Raw genomic sequence first — 20,404 nt, 5'->3', positions numbered from 1 at the left:
TTCCGTCGGTTCTCCGTCAGTCTGCCGCGGGATCGGGGAGGTCGTCACCGATCTCGGGAAGGTCGTCGCCCAGCACGGCCAGCACGCGCTCCCGGTCGGCCTTGCGCAGACCGCGGGCGACGAGGACGTAGGAGTCGCGCAGCATCTCCAGGATCTCGTCCTCGGGGACGGTGCCGTCGAGGGTGACGGTGTTCCAGTGGTCCTTGTTCATGTGATAGCCGGGGGTGACGCCGGGGAAGCGGTCGCGCAGCTCCAGGGCGTGCAGGGGGTCGCACTTGAGGTTGACGCTTGGTTTCTCCCCCTCCCACAACAGGGTGAACATTCGGTCGCACACCTTGTGGACGAGGATGCCGGGGCCGAAGGGCTCGGTCTCCACGGCCTCGGGGAACCACAGGGCGGCGTCGATGAAACGGGTGGGTTTCACGGCGGGTGCCTCCTCTTCCTCTCCTCCGAGCCTGCCAGAGAGCGGCGACGTTCGGGGGTGGGGGCCGTTCCCGGTGAATCCGGCACCCGTCTCGGGTCATGCCCCCTGGAGTGGTGCGACTTTCGCGCGGGTGCGCCCTCGCAGGTCATTGCGATGGTCGGCCGGTGTTGGACGGTCTCGCGCCCTGTCGGCGCGGTGACCCGGGTGGAAGCGTGGCCGAAGGCGACGGCGCACCGGTCCGGCCTGCACCGCCGCCGCGTATCCGTGGGAACGGGACCGGAAGAGTCACACCACCCGGCGGGACACCATCCCGTCTCGCGCCCTTGTGGGGTAGAAGCATGAGCACGAGTCCGCGGGGCGTGCTGCGCAGGCGCCCGGTCGACCGCCGCGCGGTGTACGGGCATACGCGGGAGATGTTGAAAGCGGTCCTCGGCCACCGGTTGCCGGAACCACAGGAAGAGATCGAGGTCGGGGGCGAGGGTCCGGCTCTGTGACCGCCTGGGGGTGAAGGTCGCGGTTCCGTGCACCCACCCCCTGTGTCCGGGGCCGGAGGGCGTGTGCGGCCGTCACCCCCGGTGGCGCAGGTCGCGGTTCTTCCTCCGGTGGTGTCCGGGGAGGGAGGGTACGCACGGCTTTCACCCCCTGACCGTCGGGAGGGCATGGGTGTGTGCACGTACGGGCCGCAGATCGGAGCAACGGTCTCTTTTCAGGGGGCAACGTTACGTGGACATGTGTGGCCGGGCGGGGAGCGCTGGTCGCGCACCCGGCTCCGGCGATATACACCCCCGCCACCCACCACGCGCGTCCAACGATGCCGCCCGGTGCTCTGCCCAACGCCGACTGCGGCCGGGGCCGGGCCCACGCCCAGACGGACCGCCGTTTCCAAGCGGCTGAGCTCTTGGAAACCTTCGGCTCTGTCGGCGAAGACCCCCTATGGTCAGGGTCCGCACTGGAGTGGCAGGGCTATGGCCGAGCACCCCGGTCGGGTGAACAACCCCCTGTGGCAAAGGCCGGGGGAGAGTGACGGACTGCCCCCGCCGCTGGGTGTTCACGCGGCCCTGCGGGCGACCACCCGCAGCAGCGCCGACCACTCCCCCGCTGGAATCGCCAGGTGCCCGGCCTCCCGGTTCTGGGTATCGCGCACGGCGGCCCCGCCGGTGGACAGGTCGGCGACCTCAACGCAGTCACGGTCAGTGCTGCTGTAGGACGACTTCCGGAAGTTCGGAGGAAGGTCGCTGTCACCATGCACCGGGGGTTCCTCCAGGATTTTCATGGACTGCCGGCGGTCGTTCCTCTGGTTGGTGCCCCTTCGCCCGTCTTTCCATGCCGTCCTGGCGCACAATGGCCACCCCGAGCGCTCCTGCGAATCCGGGGGTCACCTCTGAGGCTGAGTTGTAGACTGGGCCTCGGATGAATGCGGGAGGCCCCGACCACTGGTCGGGGCCTCTTTCTGTTGCGTCCTATGCCTGGCGGATCGCGGCCAGCACTGCACGCCACTCAGCGGGCTCGGTGAAGGCGAGGTGCCCGGCCTCCCGGTTCTGGGTGTCGCGCACGGCGACTCCGCCGGTGGACAAGTCGGCGACCTCGACGCAGTTCTGCGTGGTCGAGCCGCTGTAGCTGGACTTGCGGAAGTTCAAGGGAAGGGCGCTGTCACCGTGCATCGTCATCCTTACGTCGTCCCCCGCCACCAGCCGCCCACACTCACCCTGTCCTCATGAGGCCACCGGGCCATGGCGCTCTTCCCTCAGGGATACAGTGAGCGCGGGATAATGCTTCTGGCAAGCATGGGCAAGGCCCCGGTCGATGACCGGGGCCTTCGTCTTGCGCGAGGTCATCCGCGCATGGTGGCCTTCAGCAGAGCTGTCCACTCGACGGTTTCGAAGGTCAGGTGACCGGCCTCGGGGTGCTTGGAATCGCGCAGGGCAGCAGCAGACGGGAGGTCGGCGACTTCAACGCAGTCCTGAGTCTGACCGCCGCTGTAGCTGCTCTTGCGGAACGTCATGGGGTGGGATGTTTCAGGCATGGTTGCTTTCTCAGAGGGCTGACAGTCGGGCGCGGATCAGCTCACGTGACTCTTCCACGGACAAGGCGGATGCCTGCACGAAGTCGAACCGGCGCTTGTACTGGCGAACTTGCTCGTCGGACTCCAAGTAGAGCTCTTCGGACACGGCCTCCAAATACACGAGCGGCGGGTCCGGCATCGGGAACTCCATGATGACGAAGTGGCCCGTCATAGCGGCGTGTGGACCGTGCGCAACCGGGAGGACCTGGATGCCGACATTCGGACGGTGGCCGACCTCAACAAGGTACTCCAACTGGTCCCGCAGCTCCGGTGTGATGTGGAGGAGTGCGGCCTCGTCGATGACGGTCCAGAACGCGGGTGGGTTGGCTCGGCTGAAAACGGCTTTGCGGAGCATGCGCGCCTCCACCCGACGGTCCACATCGTCTGTTTCACCCATGGCGCTCGCGAGTGCCATGGCTCGCGCGTAGGACTCGGTCTGCAAGAGGCCGGGGACGGTCATCGACTGGTAGGAGCGGATGGAGGACGCCTCTGCCTCCAAGCCGATGAGCTGGCCGGTGCCCAAAACGTTCTCGTAGGTGGCCCACCAGCCCTTCTGACTGGCCTCCTTGACCAGTCCCGCATAGGCCAGACGCTCCGACGAGCTCGTCACGCCGTAGATGTCGAGGAGCAGGTAGACGTCATCAACGGAGAGCCGCTTCCAGTCGCCGGTCTCCAAGCGGTTGATCTTGGACTCTGACCACCCTCGCGCCTTACCGCTGCGCCGCTTGGCTTCTGCCGCGACGGCTTTTGCGGTGAGCCCGGATTGCTCGCGCTGCTGGAACAGGAGGCGGCTGAGGCGACGCCGACGCAGAGTCGGGCTGACCACGGCGAAGTCCTTCCTCGGAGGTCCCGAATCGTGCCCTGATCCTATGCCGAACTTGCCAGAGTCAGACATTTAACGCACCTCGCATCATTATCTGGACACCAACAGAAAACTTACAGACCAAGACTAAAACTTGGGGCTTGCAAATTTCTATGGCTGCGACGAACATGGAGGAAAGCCAGAAGCAGCCGGGCTTCCCACCCGGCACCCTGACCGGAGGTGTGCGCATGGCGCGATACCGCTACCTGAACTGCTCCGAACTCGTGGCCGCCCGTTGGCTGGCCAGCGAGGCACTGCGATGGCGTCGGCCCCGCCGAGCGGCCCGGGCCCGTATGTACGTCACCCACCCGGGACGCGACCTCGCCCCGCTGACCCTGGTGGTGCGCCAGTGGCTCGACCGGATCACCCCGCACCCGGAGCCGACGCCGATCACCCCGGAGCTCCCGCTCCCTCTTCCGGGCAGGACCGACGGCACTGCCCACCACCGGCCCCGGGTCCCGGAGCCCCGCACCAGCCCGACCGCAACTGCGGCCCAGACCGATGCTCCGGTCTCGGCCCCGGCCTCGGTCCCGGCGCCCTCCCCGTTCGCGGACCTGGCACCGGAACCGGTTGCCGGTCCGGGGTTCGCCGCCGCTCTGGCGTCCCGGCCCCGTATCCAGGCCCTACGCGAAGGAGGCCGCTCCCGCGCCGACACCCGCACCCGGCCGGGGTCCCCCACCGCCAAGCAGAGGGCGGCCGCACGACTGCGGGCCCGCACGGCCGCGTTCCGCACCACCACCCACCTCACCGCCGACCGCGACGGCCTGTGGAAGGACGCCATGGCCGCCGCCCGCATGGCCAAGGGGCACCTGAGGAGGGCCGCCTGATGCGCCGGGTCTGCGACATCCGCGAGTTCTCCTCGGTCCAGACCCTCGGCTTCTGGGCCCACACCCACCAGGTGCCGCTGCGCTACCTCGGACCCACCCTGGAGGGCCGCGCGGTCTACGCCGCCACCCACGGCCACACGACCCGGGTCGCGGTCACCTCCGGACGCGACCCCCACCCGCTGCCCCTGGTGTGGCGCAGCCCCCTGGAGGACCTGTGACCACCGGCTCTGCGGACCCGGACCCGCTGCTGGGAACGCTGGACGACCTCATCCACGGCCGCTGGGTCCTGACCTTGGAGCCGACCCCCGGCGGCGGCACGGAGGTGGTCGCTTACCGGCCCCTGGGCTGGACCGGTCCCGGTGACCCGCACGAGCGCCTGGCCGCTCCTGACCACGCCGCCCTGCGGGACCTGCTGGTCCTCCGCCACACCACCACGGATACGAGCACGGAGCAGACCATGACCGACGAACCCGGCCGCACCGACCCGGCCGAGGACCCGATTCCGGACGACCTCACCGAGGAGGAGAAGAACGCCGTCCGCCGCCAGGGCGAGTTCCTCGCCTGGCAGCGCTCGGTCTTGGGTGATCAGACCACCGGAGACTGACCACCGCCGCCACCAAGCTCCCGCGTGCCCGGAAGACCCCACCAGTCCTCCCGGGCACGCGGGACCCGACCGGCCGCCCCGCACACCAGTACACGCACATCCACAAGGGCTTGACCGGACAAGTGCATCCGTTGGAGCGGCGGCGAAGGGCTGTCGCGGCGAAGGATCCCCGCCATAGGGTCGAGCGGCCGACCGCCGTGTTCCTTCGCCGAGAGGATCAGCCGCCATTTTCACCATGCGACCCGCCACCGTGGATGACGTGTCCGGTGTGGCGGCGATGATCACCGCGCGCTGCGCGTGGATGGAGCAGCAAGGATTGGAGTCCTGGCGCGAGGACGTCGACGACCTCGCCGGGCAGGCCGGACGTGGCTTCATGTGGGTGCTCGAAACCGAGGGCCGCATCGTCGGGTGCACGACGGTGATGACGCAGGCGCTGCCGCAGGACTGGACGCCCGAGGAGGCCGAGGAGCCGAGCCTGTACCTGTTCACGACCGCGACCGATCCCGCGTACCGGGAGCACCGGCCCGGAAGCCTGATCGGCCTGTGGACGGTCGACCGGGCCGCACGGCAGGGCCGCCGGTGGGTGCGGCAGGGCTGCTACTCCCCGGAACTGGTCAAGTACTACAAGACCCAGGGGTTCACCCTGGTCAAGGAGCAGGACCGCAACGCCGGGCGTCTGTACCTCCTCGCGCGCCGCGCCGAGCGCCTCGACCTCGCCCGGCTCGGCCTGACGGACCGCCCCCACAAGCCCGAAACCCACCTCCAGGGCTGAATCGGTTCCCAGGGGCGTGGCTTCACCAGTTGCTCGGCCCCGCCGAGGAGGCCTTTCTCATGCCTCGTCTCCATGGGATACTGAAAACCGCACATGCTGCGGCACTTTCTGCGGCGCTCTGGGAGGCATGACCATGACGCAGACCAGACGCCCTTCGGTACCCATCGACCCCGACACCGACCGGGTCGTGCGGGCCGCCCGCACCCCCGGCACCCAGGAGCACACTGCCCTGACCATGCTGGCGTCCCAGGGCCGCATCCACCTGCCCGGCGGAGAACAGCCGTCCGAGGCGGCCACACTCGCCGCCCTGATCGAGATGGGCCGTCAGGAGCTCCAGGAACAGATCCTGGAGGCCGAGTACCAGGCCATCGCCGCCGAACAGAACGATGAAGACCGGGCGGTACGCGCCGCGATGCGTCGTCGCCGCCGACTGTCGCCCCGGGCCGCCGAGTGACCCCCGTGCGAGGCCGCGTCTACTGGGCCTACCTGGACACCGGGGGTCAGGAGGAACGCAAGCCTTTCCTCGTGGTCTCCAACAACCACCGCAACCGCAATCTCGGCGACTGCCTGGCTGTGCGCCTGACCACCACCCGCAAGGAACCGCGCACCACCATCGTGCCGTTGAACCCAGACGACCCGCTGCACGGGTACGTACTGTGCGACGAGATCACCTTCCTGTACGAAGACGAGCTGCTGGAGGACATCGGGGCTCTGAGCCTCGCGACGATGACCTCGGTCGCCAACGGCCTCAAGGCCGCGCTCGACCTCCGCTGAGGAGCTTGTACTTCCCAACGCCCGGTGTTAGGACAAACGACCAACGGGTGCAGCGAAGAAAATCACCACAGGTTCACCGACAGCCCCGCCGGAGGCCACCCGGGATCACGGCCGTCCCCGCGCGACATCACGTCACGCGGGGACGTTCGTCGAAGTCGAGGTCATCAGCGACGACCCGGGGAAGGCCGGGCAGGTCCTGGCCCGGGTGGAAGAGGACCTCGGCCTGAGTGTCCACCCGATGGTGACGCTGCCCTACCGCGACCTCGTACGGGCCGCGCAGCCGAGCCAGGCTCCCGGCCGCTGACCGGCAGCAGCACAGGGACTACCGGGTCTTTGGACCATCCCCGCAGGTGCAGGGCTCAGCGTTGACGAACCGGGCGAACGCGAGGTGTCGACTTCCCAGGGCCTTACTCCGGTGTCGGCGATCGCAGGAGCGGGTGCGCGGGTCAAAGCTCAACGGGATGGTCCCAGTGTCGGCCGATCTCCGTGGAGGTGACACGGCAGAAGTCGCCGTCTTGGGCCGCTTCCAGCGAGAAGGTGTCCAGTGCGGGCAGGCCGGCGTCCAGCAGGCTTCGGTAGGCGGCGGCCAGGTCGCGGGCGAGGGAGCTCTCCCCGTCTCCGGTGACCGTGCCGTCCGGCCACACATATGCCCACGCCTCGCCGTCGCCCATCCACACGATCCGGCCGTGCCCGCCCTGGAAGGGCCGCACGCCGGTGCCCAGTCGCCGCCCCGGCGTCATGAGCAGAAGCTGGGTCATCATCCCCGATCCGATCAGCTCGACGGAGCCGACGGGAAAACGGCCCATCGGCACCGGGCGTTCGCCGAGGCCGGGAAAACGGAGTCCCCCGGGGCGCTGGGTGCGGTCGCGCATGAAGGCCGCCTCTCGCACGAACGGCCCGGACGCGCTCTTGCCGGAACGGGTCAGCGCGACGATCGGGGTGCTGTGCGCGGCCGGGTGAGGGCTCCACGGAAGCACGAGCCGTCCGCCCTCGGCGACCGCCTCCAGCCACGGGCCCGGGACACGGGTCACCGCGCAGGTGGCGATGACCGCGTCGAAGACCTCCCCCGAAGGGGGATCGGCGGCGGTGCGGACGGTGACGCCGGCGCCGGTGAGCCGTTCCCGGGCCAGGGCGGCGATACGGGGGTCGATCTCCACGGAAGTGACGTGACCGGTGGGACCGACGAGGCTCGCGAGGATGGCCGCGTTCCATCCGGTGCCGGTGCCGATCTCCAGGACCCGCATCCCGGGACCCACTCCGGCCGCGTTGATCATGTCCGCCATGACCTGCGGAGCGGATGAGGATGAGGACGGCTCGTTGCGCGGCCCCGCGCCGCCGTCGTTGGCCTGCGTGGTGACCGCGTCGCCGCCGTAGACCAGGCGCGTCCAGCGTTCCGGGTCGGATGTGCGGTGCAGGGGCGGGCTGAGAGCGTCCGGCCACACCAGGTCGGGGATGAAACGGTGCCGGGGATGGGCGGCGAACGCGGCACGGATCGCGTCGGTGGTGTCGAGGCGATCCACCAGGGCGGCGTGGAGGGTCTCCAGGTCGTCCGTCACTTCTCCCCTGTCCCGTTGCAACCGGAGCAGGTGACGACCTCCTGATGCGTCCAGCCGCCACCGCTGCTGTCACCGTCGTGGTCGATGACGACGGTACCTTCACCGTTGCACATGGAACAGGCGGCCGTGGGGGCTCCTCGCTGCATATCGGAACACCGGGTTTCTACCCCGGTGCAGAGTCACCCGATGAACATGACCGAATACGGCCACACTTCCTGCGGGTGGTTACGCAGGGTCGCGCCCAGCGCTCAATCTCCTGAAACCCGGGCACGGGGCCTGGTGCGGTCTTCGGGTCGTCGACGCGCTCCACGCCGAGCAGCGCCGGGACCTTCAGAGGCTCCGAGAGAGTGCGTGGCCGGAGGGGCGGCGTCGGCCTCATCAGCCCTCGGTGAGTTCGGCCAGGCGCAGGGCGGCCTCCTGGGCGCTCACCAGGGAGCGCAGCTCCGCCTCCTGGTGCTCGTTGGCCGCCCCCGCCTCTGTGATCCGGTCGGCGATCGACTCCAGCTCGCGCGCCGAGACGGCGTCGATGCGCTCCTCCTCGGCCGCACGTACTCGGTTCGCGTACTCCTCCAGCAGGCGGATGCGGGTCTCCAGCCGCCCGCGCTCCTCCGCCAGGGCCACGAGGGCCCGCTGCGCGGCCGCCCTGGAGCGCTCGCCGGTGACCGGCGTGGACTCGATCTCCTCCAGGGACCGGGCGAGGTCGGCCAGCCCGCGGGCCACGGTCCACTCGGTCTCGGCCAGCACCACCTCGTTGCGCACCGTGTCCAGCAGCAGCCCCTCCCGGTGCAGCCCGGACCCCAGCACCGCGTCCACCGCGCGCTGGGTGCGCTCCAGCAGGGCGCGGCCGTGGCCGTCGAGCGTGCTCGGCCTGACGAGGTACTCCTCGTAGGCCGCGACCACAGTGGACGGCGCCCCGTCGACCGCGCGTCGGCGGCGGAGCCTCGCGTAGCCGTACACGAGACCGGCCAGGACGCCCATGACGGCGGTCTCGGGCAGCGGTGACCACGGATTCTCGGCCAGGGTGCCGAGCGGGAAGAAGACACCCACCGGCAGGAGGTACAGGAGCCCGCGCCAGCCGGTCATCGCCCCCTTCTCCGGACCCCCGGCCTCGCCCGCGGCGAGGCGGTGCAGGGCCGAGGTCAGCCGCTCGGCCTCGTCGGGCGGCAGAGCCGGGTCCAGGGTGGGCCGGACGCCCGGCGGTTCCGCGAGGGGCTCCCCCGAGGCCGAGCGCCCCAGGGCGCCGCGGGCCTCCCTCCCCCGGGCCGTCAGCACCAGCAGCCCCCGGGGATCGCGCTCCGCCAGCCCCTGGGCGATGAGCGCGGCCGCGGTCCGCGCGTCGCCAGCGGGTGGGCACCACAGGTCGTCGCGCCCCGGGAACGGCCGGGACTCGCGCAGCACCGCCACCATGTGCGCTTGGAGGGCGACGACGTAGCCGTCGGAGAGTGTCAGTTCCACGGTCCCCCTTCGGCTGTGAGGTCGGACAGCTCCAGGGCGAGTTCCTGGGCGCGCACGAGGGAGGCCAGGGACTCGTCGTGGAGGTCGTGGGCGGCTCCCGACTCGATGACGCGGTCGGCGATCGCGTCGAACTCGCGCGCCGAGGCCGCGTCCGCGCGTTCGGCCTCGAAGGCGCGCACGAGGGCCGCGTACTCCTCCAGGAGTTCGATCCGCCGCTGGAGGCGGCCGCGTTCCTCTGCCAGGGCGGCGCGGGCGCGTTCGGCAGCCGCTCTGGAGCGTTCGCCGGTGACGGGGGTGCGGTCGGCTCGGGCGGCCTCGTCGGAGAGGCGGGCCAGCCCACGGGCGATGGCCCACTCGGTCTCGGCCAGGACGACCCGGTTGCGAACGGTGTCCAGGAGGAGCCCCTCGCGGTGCGGGCCGGAGTCCAGGACGGTGTCCACCGCCCGGCGGGCGCGTTCCAGCAGCGTCCGGTACTTTCCTTCGACCCGGTCCGGGCGGACGTAGTGGTCGGCCAGGGATTCCAGGACACGGCGCGGATCGGGGCGCCCCAGTTCACGTTCTCGGCGGTTCGACAGGACGCCCACCAGGGCCGCCGTGCACAGGACCAGGGGGATCGACCACACCGGCGGCAGCCGCAGGACGATCGCCCCGGCCGCGTAGGCGAGGAGGCCCGCGTAGGACATCCGCAGGGCGGTCGCGGCCCGTCCCACGGGCCGTTCCGGCGGGGTGTCCCGACCGGCCAGGGCCGCCGACAGCGCCCGTCTGCGGTCGTCCGGGAGCTGGGGGTCCAGGATGATCCGGGCCGTGTCGGCGGCGGCCGGGGACAGGAGTCGGTCGCGGACCTCGTGGCCGAGGGGGGTCAGTCCCAGGAGACCCTGGTGGGTCCGTTCCGCGAGCCCGAGTTCGATGAGGGCCGCATCGTCCGGCGCGCCCGGGTACACCGGCGACCACACGTGCGGGGCGTCCGGCAGCGGTGCCGCGCCCCGCAGCGCGTCGGCCATGCCCCGGGTCAGGGAGATCGTGCGACCGTCGGCGAGTGTGACGTCCAAGCGGTTCCTCTGGGGGCGGGGGATGACGTGTTCTTTATATCGGACGGGTGGGCCGCGGTTCCGGTTTCGGCCCGGAGCCGGTGGATAGACTCCCGCTCACGTCCCCCACGATCCTCGGGAGCCCCCATGAAGGCGCGCGGCATCCGCAGACTCCACCCACTGGAACCCGGCGACCCGGAGGAGGTCGGCGGCCACCGGATCGTGGGCCGGGTCGGGTCGGGCGGGATGGGCACCGTCTACGCCGCCGCCTCCCCCGGGGCAGGCGGCTACATGGCGGTCAAGGTGATCCACGCCGAGCAGGCGTCCGACCACCGTTTCCGGGACCGGTTCGCCCTGGAGGCGCGGTTGCTGGCGCGGGTGAACAGCCCCTCGGTGGCGCGGTTCGTGCGGGCCGACGTGCAGGCCGACCTGCCGTGGATGATCACCGAGTACGTGCCCGGCCCCACGCTGCGCCACCACGTGGAGCGGTTCGGCCGGTTGAAGAAGGGGATGCTGCTCGGGGTCGCCGCGGGCACCGCCGAGGCGCTGCGCGCCATCCACGCCGCCGGGGTGGTCCACCGGGACCTCAAGCCGAGCAACGTGGTGCTGTCGGCGAAGGGCCCCAAGCTGGTGGACTTCGGGATCGCGCACCCCGTGGAGGACCCCGACCCCACCAAGTGGATCCGGCTGCGGCGGATGCGCCGCGCCTACCGCGATCTGAAGCTGCCCTCGCCGGAGACCCTGCCCGACGAGCGGGTCGCCGCGTGGGTGGACAAGCTGGGCACCCCCGGGTGGATCAGCCCCGAGCAGTACTCGCGCCAGCCCACGACGCAGCGCTCGGACGTGTTCCTGTGGGGGGCGACGGTGGCGTTCACCGCCCTGGGACACGACCCGTTCGGGCGGGCCGACACCAAGGAGATGGCCCGACGGGTGCTGTTCGAGGAACCCGACCTGGAGTACCTGCCGCAGGGCCTGAGGAAGCTGGTCGAGGCGGCCGTGGCCAAGGACCCCGAGGACCGGCCGGACGCGGGCGAACTGCTGCGCGGGGTGCTGGACCTGGACGGTGCGGCGACGGTGCGCGAGCTGCTGGGGCGGTCCTGGACCGAGGTGGCGGTGCGCCCGCCGGAGCCGCCCCGGCAGGGGCTGCGCCTCTTCGGTCAGAGCAGGCCGTAGTGGGCGCGGGCGTCGCGGCCGAACATGACGGCGATCATGTACACCGCGAAGCCCAGCGGCACGACGGCCTCCCAGGCGCCGGCGAACAGGTTCCAGGCGAGCAGCGCCCCCGCGGCGCCGTGGAAGAGCACCACGCCCCAGAACACGCCGACCGTGCGCCGCCTGATGCGGGCGGCCAGCAGGGTGGACAGCACCCCGTAGACGCCGGTGACGGCGGCCATGACCAGGATCATGGCCCGGACGGCCTCGACGCTCAGCTCCATCTGCACGCCCTGCCGGGCGAGCGCTTCGGCCTGGACGGCCAGCGCCTCCTCCATCTGCTCCTGGGGCAGGATCAGGCCCTGGAGGAAGAGCAGCGCCATGGCGATGCCGCAGGCGCCGCCGATGAACATGAGGATGCGCACGACCGCCACCCGCCGGGGCAGGGGCGCGTCCGGGCGCAGGGCGGCGAAGCTCGCCTCGAAGTCGGGCAGGCCCCCGCGCTCGGGCTCATAGGGGTCCTGGCCAGAGGGAACCACGGCCGTCCTCCAAGGGGTTTCGGGTCACCGGCACACTCATGGTAGGGCCCGGGGGTGGGACGAAGGGGCGGACCCGGTGATACGGACGGGTCGAAAAATCTTCTTAGGTACGACAGATTCTACAAATCGTAACCCTGGGGCCCATGACCCCAGGAGCGATCACATCTAAGGTTGCGTCTCTGGGCCCGCTTCCACCCCGAGCGGAACATCACGACGATCCCCCGATCCCCCTGAAGGAGCATGGAACCCATGTCCAGATTCGTGCGCGCCTCGGCCGCACTGGTGCTGACGGGCGCTTTCACGGTGCCGCTCGCCCCCGCGGCGGGTGCCGCCGTCCCCACGGAGCCCGCGGACGACACCGCGTTCACGCTGTCGCTCCTGCACGCCAACGACCCGGAGTCGCAGTTGCTGGCCGCCTCCGGCCAGGACGACTTCGGTGGTGCCGACCGGTTCACCACCCTCATCAACGAGCTGCGCGAGGCCGAGGAGTCCGGGGCGCAGGCCGGTGCGGACGAGGCCGAAGAGCACGGTGTGGTGACCGTCAACTCCGGCGACATGTACCTGCCCGGCCCGGAGTTCTCCGCCTCCCGCGAGGACGGCGCCCCGTTCTACGACGCGGTGGCCACCCGGTACGCGGGCTACGACGCGATCGCCATGGGCAACCACGAGTTCGACTTCGGCCCGGACGTGTACGCCGAGTTCATCGAGCAGGTGCCGGACGTCCCGGTGGTGGCCGCCAACGTCGACGTCTCCAAGGAGCCGTCGCTGGCCGAGCTGGAGGAGGCGGGCCGGATCGCGCCCAGCACCGTCGTCGAGACGGGCGGGGAGCAGGTCGGCATCGTCGGCGCGCTGTACCCGCCGCTGGCCAGCATCACCAGCCCGCGCGACGTGGTGGTCGAGGACCTGGTCGCCCCGGTCCAGGCCGAGGTCGACCGCCTCGACGCGGCGGGCGTGGACAAGATCATCCTGATCTCGCACCTCCAGGGCATCACCTACGAGGAGCGGATCGCCCAGGAGCTGACCGGGATCGACGCGATCGTCGCGGGCGGCGGCCACGAGGTCATGGCCAACCCGGACGACGCCCTGGTCCCCGGTGACGAGGTCACCGTCCACCCGGGCACCGGGGAGCCGCTCTCCTACCCGCTGAACGCGACGAACCCGGACGGCGAGACCGTGCCGATCGTCACCGCGGGCTCCAACTACAAGTACGTGGGCCTGCTGGTCCTGAACTTCGACGCCGACGGCAACGTGACGTCGGTGTCGGACCGCTCCGGCGCCATCCGGGTCTCGGGCACCGGGGACGACGCGGTCGCCCCGCACGCCGAGGTCGAGGCGCAGGTCACCAAGCCGGTCTCCGACTACGTGGCCGAGCTGGCCGAGACCGTGGTGGCCCAGAGCGAGGTGGACCTCAACGGCGTGCGCGACCCGGGCGTGCGCACCCAGGAGACCAACCTGGGCAACCTGGTGGCCGACGCGCTGCTCGACACCGGTGTCCGCAACGCGGAGCAGTACGGGGTGCCCGTGCCGCAGATCGGCATCCAGAACGGCGGCGGCATCCGCAACTCCTCGGTGATCCCGGCGGGTCCGCTGACCTCCCTGGACACCTACTCGATCGCCCCGTTCGCCAACCAGGTGTCCGTGGTGCCCGACCTCCCGCGCTCCCAGATCAAGGAGCTGCTGGAGCAGGGCGTGTCCGCCGCCCCGGCCGCCAGCGGCGGCTTCATGCAGGTGGCGGGTGTGAACTTCGCCTACGACCCGGAGCGGACCGCCCAGGTCGCGGAGTCGGACGGCACCATCACCACCCCGGGTGAGCGGGTCCGCAGCGTGATCCTGCACGACGGCACGGTCATCGTGGAGGACGGCGAGGTCGTGGACGGCGACCCGATCACGGTGGTGACCAACGACTTCTCCGCCCGCGGCGGCGACCTGTACCCGTTCCGCGACGCGGACTACACCGTGGTGGGCTCCACCTACCAGGGCGCCCTGGAGCGGCTGGTCACCGACACCCTGGACGGCCGGATCACCGAGGCCGCCTACCCCGAGGGCGGTTCCGGCCGCATCGTCGTGGGCGAGGAGGCGACCGTCCCCGACCCGGGCACCGGCCCGACCCCGTCGCCGACCGACGGCCCCACGGACGGGCCGACCGACGGACCGACCGACGGGCCGACCGGCAAGCCCACCGACCCGGCGAGCCAGAGCCCCGATCCGGATGACGACGGTTCGCTGCCCAGGACCGGTACGGCGGTCATGGGCCTGGTCGCGGCCGCCGTGGTCGCGGTGGGCGCGGGAGGCGCGGCCCTGTACCTGAGCCGCAAGCGCAGGACGGCGGGCGACTCCGCACCCGACGCCTGATCGGCTCGCGCCGACGTGAAGGACCCCGCCTCCGGCGGGGTCCTTCGTGTTCTCCGGGTCAGCAGTAGGGCAGGCCCTCGATGGGCCGCCAGGGCTCGGCGACGCGCAGGGCGGTGGCGCTGACGAAGACGTCGCGGTTACCGGTGTCGTCGTCGGTGAGCACCCACCAGGTGGAGAAGGCGTCCTCGCCGTCGGAGTGGGCGGTTCCCTCGGTCTGGCAGAAGAAGTAGTGCCGTCCGGCCCACAGCCAGCCGCTGGTGGCGTAGCGGGTGTCCTGCGACCAGTAGGAGCGGGCGTCGCGCCAGGTCGTGTAGTAGTGGCGGACGGAGAGGGCGCCGCGCTCCGCGGCGGTCTCGCCGGGCGGTGCCGTGGTGGCGGCGGTGGCCGGGGCCGCCAGGGTCAGGGGCAGGGCCAGGGCGACGGCGGTGGCGGCCGCGCGCAGAGTGCCTGCTCGGGTCATCGGAATGCTCCTCGGCTCCCCCGGGCACCGGTGCGCCCGCCCCCCGGGACGGATGATCCTGCTGGAATGGGACGACGGACGGCGTTCACCGCCCATCACCACATTGTCACCCAGAGTGAACAATCTCTCCCGTTGCGACACGGCCCCGGGCCCGGGTCACAGGCAGTCCACCACGTCTCGGGTGAACTCCGTGATCTCGTCGCGCTGTGCCTGGTCGGTGTCGAACTCCGGGAACCAGATGAGGACGAAGTGGCAGGCCTCCTGGACGTCGACCGCGTCACTCTCGCCCTCCTCCAGGTCCTGTTCCAGCAGGACGGCCGCCAGGATCGCCGCGCCCTCGCTGGGGAAGGCGATCACCCGGACCAGCGGGGTGTGGGTCGCCGAGGTGCACCGGAAGGGCGCCGCCTCCTCCTCGCCGTCCGGGGTGCAGATCTCCTCGGTCAGGCTGCTCCGGCTCGGGATGTCGTACTCCTCCCGCAGCTCGGCGACCAGCTCGTCGGCGGTGAGCAGGTCCTCGGGCGGGAGGGTGGGCTCCTCGGTCGGCTCGAACGTGGGCTCGGGGGTGGGGGCCGGCTCCGTGGGCTCGGGCTCGGGCTCGGGGGTGGGCGACTCCGCGGCCGAGGGCTCGGGGCTCGGCTCGACGGCGGCCGATCCGGCGATCACCCGGTTCCCCCACAGCAGTCCGCCGCCCAGGAAGGTGCCGCCCGCCAGGACGGTGATGACCACGAGGACGGCCAACAGGCCGGTGCCGTACGCGCTTCCCCGCGCGGGCGGCCGCGGTCCGCCGGGGGGCGGGCCCCCCGGGGGCGGCGGCCCGACCGGCGGCGGTCCGCCCCGGTACGGAGGAGGCCCTCCCGGGGGCGGCGCCTGCCCGCCCTGGTACGGGGGCTGCGCGGGCGCGCCCTGCTCCGGCGGGGGGTTCCAGTGCGGTCGCCCGGGCTCCGGGTGAGGGTTCACGTGTGCTCTCTCTCCTCGTCATCGGCGTCGAGCGGTCAACGGCGAAGTCCGGGGATCTCGTCACTCCGATGCCCGAATCACCGTGGTACTGCCACCCTTTCCTCCTTGATCATCCCATTGATCCCGCCGAAACGGCCAGCCGGGCCCCGGAAACGGTGACCCCTCGACACACCTCGGACACCGAGCGCACATCACTTCCCCAAGGGACGGGTTTTCACCAAGCAAGAGCAAAGAAAGCACACGAATTGAGTAACTGAACCTTTTGTCCGGTATGCGAATACCGTATTTTCGGCCAACCTTGGGCCATCCGGCGCGCATAATAGGGAAATGCGCGACCCCGGACCTACGATCGACAGCATGACCTGCGTTTTGCTGGCCGAAGACGATGTCTCTATCTCCGAGCCTCTCGCGCGCGCACTCCGACGCGAGGGCTACACGGTGGACGTGACCGTCAACGGCATTGAGACACTCGACCGTGCCCGTGCGGGGGACATCGACCTGATGGTCCTCGACCTGGGCCTGCCCGAAATGGACGGGCTCGAAGTGGCGCGTCGGCTGCGAGCCGAGGGCCACGGAACGCCGATCCTCATCCTCACCGCCCGCGCCGACGAGGTCGACACCGTGGTCGGCCTCGACGCCGGTGCCGACGACTACGTCACCAAGCCCTTCCGGCTGGCCGAACTGCTGGCCCGGGTGCGCGCGCTGCTGCGCCGAGGCGGGGCGGAGGTGCCCGTCGTCCACGGCGTGCGCATCGACAACGACTCCCGCCGGGCCTGGCTGGGCGAGCGCGAGCTCCAGCTCACCACCAAGGAGTTCGACCTGCTGCGCGTACTGGTGCGCGACGCGGGCAAGGTCGTCACCCGTGAGCAGATCATGCGCGAGGTGTGGGACACCAACTGGTGGGGCTCGACCAAGACCCTCGACATGCACATCTCCTGGCTGCGGCGCAAGCTCGGTGACGACGCCAACCAGCCGTCGTACATCACGACCGTCCGAGGCGTGGGCTTCCGCTTCGAGCGGGACTGATCGGACCGTGTGTTCGACGCGCCTCGGCCGTCTCCCGGTCGGACGAACATGAGGTGACATGCGCAGGCGGATGGTTTTCTCCACCCTGGTGGTGACCGTCATCGCCGTCATGCTGCTCGGGCTGCCCCTGGGTGCGCTCACCTACAAGCTGGTGCACGACGAGAGCAGTCGCGCCCTGCTGGGCGAGGCCGAGCTGATCGGCGCCGAGAGCGACACCATGTTGGAGATCCACGACGAGATCAACCTCGCCGAGTTCGACCGGGACCACCCCGCACGGTTCATCCGGATCACGGCGGCCGACGGTTCGAGCACGGTGACGGCCGGGAACCCGGCCCTGAACCCGGACGCACCGGACGCCCCGGCCCTGATGCGGGCCACGGCCACGACCGGGCAGGGCACGGTGGTCGAGGTGTGGATGAGCAGCGAGGTGGTCCAGCAGAGCGTGGTGCGCGCCTGGCTGGGCATCGCCTCGCTGTCCCTGCTGGCCATCGGCGTGGCGGTGGGCCTGTCGATGTTCCAGGCCAGGAGGCTCACGCTGCCGCTGGTCGACCTGGCGGCCACCGCCGAGCGCCTGGGCTCGGGGGTGACCACCCCGTGGGGCCACCGATACGGGATCCCGGAGGCCGACCGGGTCGCCGAGGTGCTGGACCGCAGCGCCGAGCGCATCGCCGGGCTGATCGCGACCGAGCGCCACTTCGCCACCGACGCCTCCCACCAGCTGCGCACCCCGCTCACGGCGCTGACCATGCGCCTGGAGGAGATCATCGCCGAGGCCGACGACCCCGAGGTGGTCCGGGAGGAGGGCGAGGCCGCCCTCGCCCAGACCGAGCGGCTGGTGGAGACCGTCGAGAGCCTGCTGGGCCGGGCCCGCAAGAGCCAGAACCCGGAGGTGGAGGCGGTCCAGGTGGACCCGGTCCTCAACCACCTCCAGGCCGAGTGGGCGCCGGTGTTCCAGCAGGAGAACCGCAAGCTCCTGGTGACCGGATCACCGGGGCTGACCGCGATGACCGTGTCCACCGACCTCGCCCAGATCCTGGCGACCCTGGTGGAGAACGCCTACAAGCACGGGGCGGGCACGGTGACGATCCGCCGCGTCGACACCGGGCAGTCGGTGCGCATCGAGGTCAGCGACGAGGGCGAGGGCGTGCCCGAGCACCTGTCCGGCCGGATCTTCGACCGGGAGGTCAGCGGGGGCGGCGGCACCGGGCTGGGGCTGGCCCTGGCCCGGCACATCGCCGAGTCCGAGGGCGCCCGGGTCGAGCTGGTGCAGGCCCGGCCGACCACCTTCGCGCTGTTCCTGCCGGCCGGGGCGGGCGGCCTGTCCAAGATGACCGGCCCCGTCTGACCGCCCGCCGCACGCGCCCCGGAGATTCAGGCGCCGACCGGGACCGGCACCTTGCCCCGCACCACCAGATCGGTCCACAGCGACCGGACCCGGCCCAGGCTGTACGCCTTGACCACCTCGGCACGGGCCCGCTCGGCCTCGGCCGCGAACCGCCCCTCACGCACCGTCGCGTGGACGGCCTCGGCCATCGCCACCGCGTCGTCGTGGATCCAGTGCGGGTCGTAGATGGTGTCGGCCCCGGGCCAGGGCAGCAGCGCGGGCACGCCGCCGGAGGCGGCGCACTCGGCCGGGGCGAGGTGGAACGACTCGTCGTCGCTGGTGGAGAGCATGAACCCGATCCGGCGCAGCCAGGTGGCCACATCCGGGCCGAACGGGTCGAACACCACCGCCCCGGCCAGGTTCTCGTCACGCTGGATCCGCCGGTAGACGCGCTCGAAGTAGGCGCGCTCCTCCGGGCGGTTCCAGATCCACCAGTAGTCCCAGGGCTGCTTGGTCTTGACCGACATCGTGTAGCGCGGGTCCATGCGGCGCAGCTCCGCCAGCACGTCCAGGCCCCGGTCCAGCCGTTTGCGGGAGGGCGCGATGCCGATCATGCCCAGGGAGTACTCCGCGCCCGGGAGCTTGGGCCGGGCCAACTGCTCGTCGTCGACCCAGTTGGGGACCACCACGACCTTGTCGGCGGGCCAGCCGGTGATCTCCCGGGTGAGGTCGGCGTAGTGCGGGCTGACGCACACCACCGCGTCGACCTTGTCGATGTCGAGCTTGCGCGGCCACTCCGCGTACAGCTCGAACCGGTGCAGGCGGACGATGAGCCGCTGGTCGGGCCGCTTCCACTTGGCGTAGAACAGGGCGTTGGGCCCGCACCACTCGCAGATGACCACGTCGGCCCAGCCGGCCAGTTCCCGGGACCGGTACTGGTCGTGGGTGCCCAGGCCCTCCCACTCGTCCATGCGCACGTCCAGGCCGGGCAGCGAGGACAGGTACTCGGCGAGCCGGGTGAAGAACTTCATGTCGTGCCCGGCCACGACCACCTTGAGCGGGCGCTCGGCGTCCGCTCCGGCGGGGGCGGGCGGCAGCGCCTCGGCGAGGTGGCCGCGCAGGCGCTCGGCGGCGCGCTCCAGCGTGTGGTCCTCGGCGGCCGCCCGGCAGCGGGCGGCGGCGTCGGCGTACACGGAGCGGTCGTGGTAGGCGCGGGCGACCACCTCGGCCACCGAGTCCAGGTCGGCCCCGGCGAACAACGGGTAGTCGGCGCCCAGCATGGCCTCGTGCATGGGGGTGCGGTTGAGGATCACCGGCAGGCCCAGCGCCCCCAGTTCCAGGACCTTGGTGGACAGCTCCAGGCTGGCGTCCATGGACGGGTCGCGCCAGGACAGGCCGAAGTCGCACTCGGCGGAGGCGCGCAGCGCGTCGGCACGCGGCATGCCGCCCCGCCAGTCCACCCCCGGGGTGTTCTCCAGGGCCTTGCGCATGCGCTTGGACCAGTCGGCGGGGTCGGCGTGGATCTTGTCGCCGATCATCACGAGTTCGGCGTCCACACCGCGGCGTTCCAGGGCGGCCGGGAGCCCGGTCATCTCCAGGGTGTTCCAGGCCGGGGCGAACTTGCCGGTGTAGGCCAGGCGGGTGCGGGCGTGCACCTGCCCGTCGGCGCGGGCGTCCTCGGGGACCACGACCACCGGCGGGAACAGCACCGAGCGGCCGCAGGCGGCGGGTACCGACGACTCCAGGAAGGCGCGCAGCTCCTCGGTCTGGCAGAGCAGGAACCGGGAGGCCAGGGCGATCTCGGTGAGCTCGGCGACGGCGGTGGCGGTGAGCCCGTCGACGGCGTGCGGGAAGTCGGTGAGGTAGGTCCACAGCCGTCCGGCCAGGGACTCCTCCTGGGCGGCCAGCCCGGCCAGCCGCTTTCCGCGCACGACCACGAGGTCGAACGGGGTGCGCTCGTGCCGGGAGACCAGCAGGGACACGGCCTGTTCGGGGGTGAGGCCGCGCGGCCCGGCGTCGGGGACCAGTTCGTCCTCGTAGGGGCGCAGCAGGCGGATGCCGGGCGCCCCCGCCAGCGGCGCGATGAGGCGGTCGGTGCGCACGGGGGCCTTCAGCAGCAGGGTGACCTCGCATCCGGCGGCGGCCAGGGCCTGCGCCATCGACTGTGCCCAGATCGCTGAACCGTCGATGATGTTCAGGTCCACGTCCCCGTACAAGAGTGCGCGCGGAG

The 20,404-nt window shown here is 71.3% G+C and carries 23 protein-coding genes; 11 read left to right on the top strand and 12 right to left on the bottom strand.

Going from position 1 to position 20,404, the window contains the following annotated elements:
- Positions 1-16: 16 nt before the first annotated feature.
- The gene (locus tag QJS33_RS22100; protein ID WP_306369952.1) at positions 17-424 is read right to left on the bottom strand and encodes an MmcQ/YjbR family DNA-binding protein; all 408 of its coding nucleotides are present in this window, start codon (positions 422-424) and stop codon (positions 17-19) included.
- 338 nt (positions 425-762) lie between these two features.
- On the opposite strand from QJS33_RS22100, the gene QJS33_RS22095 reads away from it, so the two are divergent.
- Complete coding sequence (locus QJS33_RS22095; protein WP_306369951.1) at positions 763-918, top strand: hypothetical protein; 156 nt, start codon at positions 763-765, stop codon at positions 916-918.
- 554 nt (positions 919-1,472) lie between these two features.
- Here the strand turns inward: QJS33_RS22095 and QJS33_RS22090 are convergent.
- The 4 genes from QJS33_RS22090 to QJS33_RS22075 form a co-directional block, all read right to left on the bottom strand.
- Positions 1,473-1,673: a DUF397 domain-containing protein gene (locus QJS33_RS22090; protein ID WP_306369950.1), complete on the bottom strand. Its 201-nt coding sequence runs from the start codon at positions 1,671-1,673 to the stop codon at positions 1,473-1,475.
- A gap of 211 nt (positions 1,674-1,884) precedes the next feature.
- Positions 1,885-2,085, bottom strand: a complete 201-nt coding sequence (locus QJS33_RS22085; RefSeq protein ID WP_306369949.1) for a DUF397 domain-containing protein — start codon at positions 2,083-2,085, stop codon at positions 1,885-1,887.
- A 170-nt stretch (positions 2,086-2,255) separates the two neighbouring features.
- Entirely contained in the window at positions 2,256-2,447 is a 192-nt protein-coding gene (locus QJS33_RS22080; protein ID WP_306369948.1) for a DUF397 domain-containing protein, read from the bottom strand.
- A 10-nt stretch (positions 2,448-2,457) separates the two neighbouring features.
- Positions 2,458-3,312 (bottom strand): helix-turn-helix transcriptional regulator, encoded by an 855-nt coding sequence (locus tag QJS33_RS22075; RefSeq protein WP_306369947.1) that lies wholly within the window; start codon positions 3,310-3,312, stop codon positions 2,458-2,460.
- A gap of 224 nt (positions 3,313-3,536) precedes the next feature.
- Here QJS33_RS22075 and QJS33_RS22070 point away from each other — a divergent pair, with 224 nt between their 5' ends.
- The 6 genes from QJS33_RS22070 (at position 3,537) to QJS33_RS22045 (ending at position 6,325) form a co-directional block, all read left to right on the top strand.
- The gene (locus QJS33_RS22070; RefSeq protein ID WP_306369946.1) at positions 3,537-4,175 is read left to right on the top strand and encodes a hypothetical protein; all 639 of its coding nucleotides are present in this window, start codon (positions 3,537-3,539) and stop codon (positions 4,173-4,175) included.
- Entirely contained in the window at positions 4,175-4,393 is a 219-nt protein-coding gene (locus QJS33_RS22065) for a hypothetical protein (RefSeq protein ID WP_306369945.1), read from the top strand. The genes QJS33_RS22070 and QJS33_RS22065 overlap by 1 nt, the downstream gene beginning before the upstream one ends.
- Positions 4,390-4,779 carry a hypothetical protein gene (locus QJS33_RS22060; protein ID WP_306369944.1) on the top strand — a complete coding sequence of 130 codons (390 nt, stop codon included), beginning with the start codon at positions 4,390-4,392 and terminating at the stop codon, positions 4,777-4,779. The genes QJS33_RS22065 and QJS33_RS22060 overlap by 4 nt, the downstream gene beginning before the upstream one ends.
- A gap of 226 nt (positions 4,780-5,005) precedes the next feature.
- Complete coding sequence (locus tag QJS33_RS22055; RefSeq protein WP_306369962.1) at positions 5,006-5,551, top strand: GNAT family N-acetyltransferase; 546 nt, start codon at positions 5,006-5,008, stop codon at positions 5,549-5,551.
- A gap of 133 nt (positions 5,552-5,684) precedes the next feature.
- Positions 5,685-6,005, top strand: coding sequence for a hypothetical protein (locus QJS33_RS22050; RefSeq protein ID WP_306369943.1), 321 nt, complete (start codon positions 5,685-5,687; stop codon positions 6,003-6,005).
- Positions 6,006-6,010: 5 nt separating this feature from the next.
- Positions 6,011-6,325: a type II toxin-antitoxin system PemK/MazF family toxin gene (locus QJS33_RS22045; protein WP_306369942.1), complete on the top strand. Its 315-nt coding sequence runs from the start codon at positions 6,011-6,013 to the stop codon at positions 6,323-6,325.
- Positions 6,326-6,771: 446 nt separating this feature from the next.
- Here QJS33_RS22045 and QJS33_RS22040 read toward each other — a convergent pair whose 3' ends face one another.
- The 3 genes from QJS33_RS22040 to QJS33_RS22030 form a co-directional block, all read right to left on the bottom strand.
- On the bottom strand, positions 6,772-7,881 hold the full coding sequence (locus tag QJS33_RS22040; RefSeq protein ID WP_306369941.1) for a methyltransferase domain-containing protein: 1,110 nt from the start codon (positions 7,879-7,881) through the stop codon (positions 6,772-6,774).
- A 378-nt stretch (positions 7,882-8,259) separates the two neighbouring features.
- Positions 8,260-9,336 (bottom strand): hypothetical protein, encoded by a 1,077-nt coding sequence (locus QJS33_RS22035; RefSeq protein ID WP_306369940.1) that lies wholly within the window; start codon positions 9,334-9,336, stop codon positions 8,260-8,262.
- The gene (locus tag QJS33_RS22030) at positions 9,327-10,385 is read right to left on the bottom strand and encodes a hypothetical protein (RefSeq protein ID WP_306369939.1); all 1,059 of its coding nucleotides are present in this window, start codon (positions 10,383-10,385) and stop codon (positions 9,327-9,329) included. Before QJS33_RS22030 ends, QJS33_RS22035 begins: the two co-directional genes overlap by 10 nt.
- 126 nt (positions 10,386-10,511) lie before the next feature.
- Here QJS33_RS22030 and QJS33_RS22025 point away from each other — a divergent pair, with 126 nt between their 5' ends.
- Positions 10,512-11,537 (top strand): serine/threonine-protein kinase, encoded by a 1,026-nt coding sequence (locus QJS33_RS22025; RefSeq protein WP_306369938.1) that lies wholly within the window; start codon positions 10,512-10,514, stop codon positions 11,535-11,537.
- Here QJS33_RS22025 and QJS33_RS22020 read toward each other — a convergent pair.
- Positions 11,522-12,055: a hypothetical protein gene (locus QJS33_RS22020; protein ID WP_306369937.1), complete on the bottom strand. Its 534-nt coding sequence runs from the start codon at positions 12,053-12,055 to the stop codon at positions 11,522-11,524. The two genes, QJS33_RS22025 and QJS33_RS22020, sit on opposite strands and share 16 nt — an antisense overlap.
- Before the next feature lie 249 nt (positions 12,056-12,304).
- Here QJS33_RS22020 and QJS33_RS22015 point away from each other — a divergent pair, with 249 nt between their 5' ends.
- Positions 12,305-14,407: a 5'-nucleotidase C-terminal domain-containing protein gene (locus tag QJS33_RS22015; protein ID WP_306369936.1), complete on the top strand. Its 2,103-nt coding sequence runs from the start codon at positions 12,305-12,307 to the stop codon at positions 14,405-14,407.
- Between the two features lie 58 nt (positions 14,408-14,465).
- On the opposite strand, the gene QJS33_RS22010 is transcribed toward QJS33_RS22015, so the two are convergent.
- Entirely contained in the window at positions 14,466-14,867 is a 402-nt protein-coding gene (locus QJS33_RS22010) for a hypothetical protein (protein WP_306369935.1), read from the bottom strand.
- A 156-nt stretch (positions 14,868-15,023) separates the two neighbouring features.
- Positions 15,024-15,605 carry a hypothetical protein gene (locus QJS33_RS22005; protein ID WP_306369934.1) on the bottom strand — a complete coding sequence of 194 codons (582 nt, stop codon included), beginning with the start codon at positions 15,603-15,605 and terminating at the stop codon, positions 15,024-15,026.
- A 576-nt stretch (positions 15,606-16,181) separates the two neighbouring features.
- Here QJS33_RS22005 and QJS33_RS22000 point away from each other — a divergent pair.
- On the top strand, positions 16,182-16,850 hold the full coding sequence (locus QJS33_RS22000; protein WP_017570862.1) for a response regulator transcription factor: 669 nt from the start codon (positions 16,182-16,184) through the stop codon (positions 16,848-16,850).
- 58 nt (positions 16,851-16,908) lie between these two features.
- Positions 16,909-18,195, top strand: a complete 1,287-nt coding sequence (locus QJS33_RS21995) for a HAMP domain-containing sensor histidine kinase (RefSeq protein ID WP_306369933.1) — start codon at positions 16,909-16,911, stop codon at positions 18,193-18,195.
- A gap of 26 nt (positions 18,196-18,221) precedes the next feature.
- Here QJS33_RS21995 and QJS33_RS21990 read toward each other — a convergent pair whose 3' ends face one another.
- The gene (locus QJS33_RS21990) at positions 18,222-20,390 is read right to left on the bottom strand and encodes a glycosyltransferase (protein WP_306369961.1); all 2,169 of its coding nucleotides are present in this window, start codon (positions 20,388-20,390) and stop codon (positions 18,222-18,224) included.
- Positions 20,391-20,404 lie beyond the last annotated feature (14 nt).

The organism is Nocardiopsis sp. CC223A (assembly GCF_030766825.1).
GTDB lineage: Bacteria > Actinomycetota > Actinomycetes > Streptosporangiales > Streptosporangiaceae > Nocardiopsis.
This window is presented reverse-complemented; position numbering and strand designations above follow the sequence as displayed.

Bases quoted from the DNA above. Each gene is read 5' to 3' on its own strand.
- QJS33_RS22095 (WP_306369951.1), top strand. From the start codon at position 763: ATGAGCACGAGTCCGCGGGGCGTGCTGCGCAGGCGCCCGGTCGACCGC.
- QJS33_RS22085 (WP_306369949.1), bottom strand. From the start codon at position 2,085: ATGCACGGTGACAGCGCCCTTCCCTTGAACTTCCGCAAGTCCAGCTAC.
- QJS33_RS22080 (WP_306369948.1), bottom strand. From the start codon at position 2,447: ATGCCTGAAACATCCCACCCCATGACGTTCCGCAAGAGCAGCTACAGC.
- QJS33_RS22070 (WP_306369946.1), top strand. From the start codon at position 3,537: ATGGCGCGATACCGCTACCTGAACTGCTCCGAACTCGTGGCCGCCCGT.
- QJS33_RS22065 (WP_306369945.1), top strand. From the start codon at position 4,175: ATGCGCCGGGTCTGCGACATCCGCGAGTTCTCCTCGGTCCAGACCCTC.
- QJS33_RS22050 (WP_306369943.1), top strand. From the start codon at position 5,685: ATGACGCAGACCAGACGCCCTTCGGTACCCATCGACCCCGACACCGAC.
- QJS33_RS22025 (WP_306369938.1), top strand. From the start codon at position 10,512: ATGAAGGCGCGCGGCATCCGCAGACTCCACCCACTGGAACCCGGCGAC.
- QJS33_RS22015 (WP_306369936.1), top strand. From the start codon at position 12,305: ATGTCCAGATTCGTGCGCGCCTCGGCCGCACTGGTGCTGACGGGCGCT.
- QJS33_RS22010 (WP_306369935.1), bottom strand. From the start codon at position 14,867: ATGACCCGAGCAGGCACTCTGCGCGCGGCCGCCACCGCCGTCGCCCTG.
- QJS33_RS22000 (WP_017570862.1), top strand. From the start codon at position 16,182: ATGACCTGCGTTTTGCTGGCCGAAGACGATGTCTCTATCTCCGAGCCT.
- QJS33_RS21995 (WP_306369933.1), top strand. From the start codon at position 16,909: ATGCGCAGGCGGATGGTTTTCTCCACCCTGGTGGTGACCGTCATCGCC.